5 protein-coding genes are annotated in these 2,899 nt (G+C 67.7%); 1 reads left to right on the top strand and 4 read right to left on the bottom strand.

Annotation, left to right across the window (positions count from 1 at the left end; all coding sequences use genetic code 11):
• From ACFQ36_RS21990 to rimP, 4 genes are all read right to left on the bottom strand, one after another.
• The coding region (locus ACFQ36_RS21990) for a translation initiation factor IF-2 N-terminal domain-containing protein (protein WP_377017579.1) at nucleotides 1–277 on the bottom strand (277 nt) is incomplete at its 3' end.
• Nucleotides 278–416: 139 nt separating this feature from the next.
• The gene (locus ACFQ36_RS21985; protein ID WP_377017577.1) at nucleotides 417–773 is read right to left on the bottom strand and encodes a YlxR family protein; all 357 of its coding nucleotides are present in this window, start codon (nucleotides 771–773) and stop codon (nucleotides 417–419) included.
• 59 nt (nucleotides 774–832) lie between these two features.
• Entirely contained in the window at nucleotides 833–1,810 is a 978-nt protein-coding gene (nusA, locus tag ACFQ36_RS21980) for a transcription termination factor NusA (RefSeq protein WP_377017575.1), read from the bottom strand.
• Between the two features lies 1 nt (nucleotide 1,811).
• Nucleotides 1,812–2,408 carry a ribosome maturation factor RimP gene (gene rimP, locus ACFQ36_RS21975; RefSeq protein ID WP_377017572.1) on the bottom strand — a complete coding sequence of 199 codons (597 nt, stop codon included), beginning with the start codon at nucleotides 2,406–2,408 and terminating at the stop codon, nucleotides 1,812–1,814.
• Nucleotides 2,409–2,578: 170 nt separating this feature from the next.
• On the opposite strand from rimP, the gene ACFQ36_RS21970 reads away from it, so the two are divergent.
• Nucleotides 2,579–2,899: hypothetical protein (locus ACFQ36_RS21970; RefSeq protein WP_377017569.1), on the top strand; the 321-nt coding region annotated here is incomplete at its 3' end.

Genomic DNA, 2,899 nt, shown 5'->3' with positions numbered 1-2,899 from the left:
CAGGTGCCGCCGGAGCCGGCTTGGCTGCCGGGGCTTCCTGGCGGACACCGGGCTTCGGGGCGGCCGGAGCCGGCCGCGGGACAGCCTGCGGCGCGGGAGCGGATGCCGGCTTGGACTGGCCGGCCGGGAAGGCGTCGCGAAGCTTCTTCACAACGGGGGCCTCGATGGTGGACGAGGCGGAGCGGACGAATTCGCCCAGTTCCTGCAGTTTGGCAACTGCATCTTTCGAGGTAATACCGAGCTCCTTGGCGAGCTCGTGTACGCGGACCTTGGCCACATTTCTCCTGTCTCGGTCCGCACCGAGGCAGGCCTGCCGGGTACGAACCGTCTAATTCCTATTGCGGCCAGGTACGGCGTGCACTCGGCACGCCACAGTCCAGCCGGGGGCGGCGCACAACAGAGTCATCGTTGGGCGCTCATCGCTTGGCACTCATCGGGTTTCCATCGGTTTTCTGACCCGCTTTCAGGTTGGATGTTGATTGCGCGTGGAAGTAGCTTTCCACGGCACGGCTGTCGACATTGGCTTTGAAAGCCCTGCCGAACGCCCGCCGCTTCACGGCCAATGCCATGCAGTCCGGATCGGGATGCAGCCACGCACCCCGGCCGGTCAGGCGGCGGCCTTCGTCCACGACGACGGCGCTGGCGCCGTCCGCCGCTGTGACAACCAGCCGCAGCAAATCGGCCTGATCATCCCGGCGCCGGCAACCAATGCAGGTCCGCTGCGGCATAACCGCAGCCCGGACCGGTTTTTGCGCGTCGGGAAAACTGGCCATGGATATTCTACCGCCTACAGTGCCCGGGCCACGAACCGGGGACCTGCGGGCCGTCCGATTCAACCGCGGGCGGCCGCAGCATCGGAGACGATGTCGATCCGCCAGCCGGTCAGTTTCGCGGCCAGGCGGGCGTTCTGCCCCTCCTTGCCGATCGCCAGCGACAGCTGGTAGTCGGGCACCACCACGCGGGCGGAGCGGGCATCGGCGTCGGTGATCGTCACGGCGGTGACGCGCGAGGGCGAGAGGGCATTGGCGATGAAAGTTGCCGGATCGTCGCTGTAGTCCACGATGTCGATCTTCTCGTCATTGAGCTCGGTCATTACGGCGCGCACGCGCGATCCCATTTCCCCGATGCACGCGCCCTTGGCGTTCAGTCCGGGCACCTTGGTGCGCACGGCGATTTTGGTGCGGTGCCCGGCCTCGCGGGCCAGCGCCACGATCTCCACCGAGCCGTCGGCGATTTCCGGAACTTCCAGCTCGAACAGCTTGCGGACCAGGCCCGGGTGGGAGCGCGAGAGCGTGATCGACGGGCCCTTCAGGCCACGGTGCACGTCCACCACGTAGGCGCGCAGCCGGGTGCCGTGCCGGTAGCTCTCCCCCGGCACCTGTTCCGGCGGCGGCAGCAGCGCCTCCACCGTGCCCAGGTCCACCTGGACCATGTTCGGGTTGTGGCCCTGCTGGATCAGGCCCGAGACCAGTTCGCCTTCCTTGCCCCGGAAGGCGCCGAGGACGTTGTCGTCCTCGGCATCGCGCAGCCGCTGCAGGATGATCTGGCGGGCGGTGGAGGCCGCGATCCGGCCGAAGCCGTTGGGCGTGTCGTCGAATTCGCCCACCACCGTGCCGTCCTCGTCGATTTCCGAGGCCCAGATGGTCACATGGCCGCTCTTCCGGTCCAGCTCGGCCCGGGCCTGCTGGATGGAACCGGGCGTCTTGTGGTAGGCCACCAGCAGCGCCTGCTCGATGGTGGGAATGAGCAGGTCCAGGGGGATCTCGCGTTCGCGTTCCAACAACCGCAGCGCGCTCATGTCGATATCCATGTCAGGCCTCCTCATTCTCAAGATCCGCTGTGGCAGCGCGTTCTTCGGCCGCGGCCAGTTCCTCGTCCAGATGCGTGAATTCTATTTCCACTTTGCCCGATCGGATATTGCCGAAGGGGATCCGCACCGGGTCCCCCGGCTTGGCTTTCATGCCCTTCTTGGCGGGAAGGTCCGGACGTACGGTGACGGCGTCCTCCTCCACGGACAGCACGCGGCCGGTGACGTCCTCGCCCTGCCTCAGGCGCACCCTGACCATGCGGCCGAGATTGCGGCGCCAGTGCCGCGGCTCGGTCAGCGGCCGGGCCAGCCCCGGCGAGGAAACTTCGAGCTCGTAGGGGCGTCCGGTATCTGCCGGGTCGGCATCCAGGGCCTGGGACAAGCTCCGGGAGACCTCGGAAATCAGGTCCAGGCTCACGCCGCCGGCCTCGTCCTCGGGCAGGTCCACGGTCACATGCACCGTACGCTGCGAGCCGGCGATCCGGATGTCGACGCCTTCGAGGTAGAGGTTGCTGGCCGCTACCGTCGGCGCCAGATATTCTGCCAGCCGGGCCGCCTCTGCCTGAACATCGGTCCCGGACTGCCTCCCGGATTTGAACATGCCGGAATGATCGGGCCGATCCGCCATAGCTGCCTCCCGCTAAATATTATTGATGTAGCTACTACATTAGCGACAATCCCGTGCCGCCGTTGCCAACGCGTTGCCGCCGGGCGGCTGCCGGCCGGCGGGCATGTGCGCAGGGACCGGGGCCCATGACATCATCGACTGTTGTGAAATCGAGAGCACAGCCGAGGGCCAGGCCGCAGGCACAACGGAGCAAATCCTCCGGCGCCGGACGTGCCACCGGCCGGACCCTGCTGCTGCTGCTCGCCGGCGCGCTGGTCATCGGCCTCGGCACCGTCGTCAGCGATCCGGACAGCCGCACGGCTCCGGCCGACACCACCGAGCAGGCCCGGCGCCAGGCCCTGGCGCAGCTGCAGGACCTGGCCGCGGACTTCGATGCCCTCGCCGCAGCCCGCGGCGGGGACATCCTCGCGGACACGTCCGCGCTGCTGACCCGCCAGGCGCAGCTGTTCGCGCTGGAAACGGAA

The sequence above is a fragment of the Arthrobacter sp. GCM10027362 genome, from assembly GCF_042679445.1.
In the GTDB taxonomy this organism is placed as follows: domain Bacteria; phylum Actinomycetota; class Actinomycetes; order Actinomycetales; family Micrococcaceae; genus Crystallibacter.
This window is presented reverse-complemented; position numbering and strand designations above follow the sequence as displayed.

Bases quoted from the DNA above. Each gene is read 5' to 3' on its own strand.
- rimP (WP_377017572.1), bottom strand. From the start codon at position 2,408: ATGTTCAAATCCGGGAGGCAGTCCGGGACCGATGTTCAGGCAGAGGCG.
- nusA (WP_377017575.1), bottom strand. From the start codon at position 1,810: ATGGATATCGACATGAGCGCGCTGCGGTTGTTGGAACGCGAACGCGAG.
- ACFQ36_RS21985 (WP_377017577.1), bottom strand. From the start codon at position 773: ATGGCCAGTTTTCCCGACGCGCAAAAACCGGTCCGGGCTGCGGTTATG.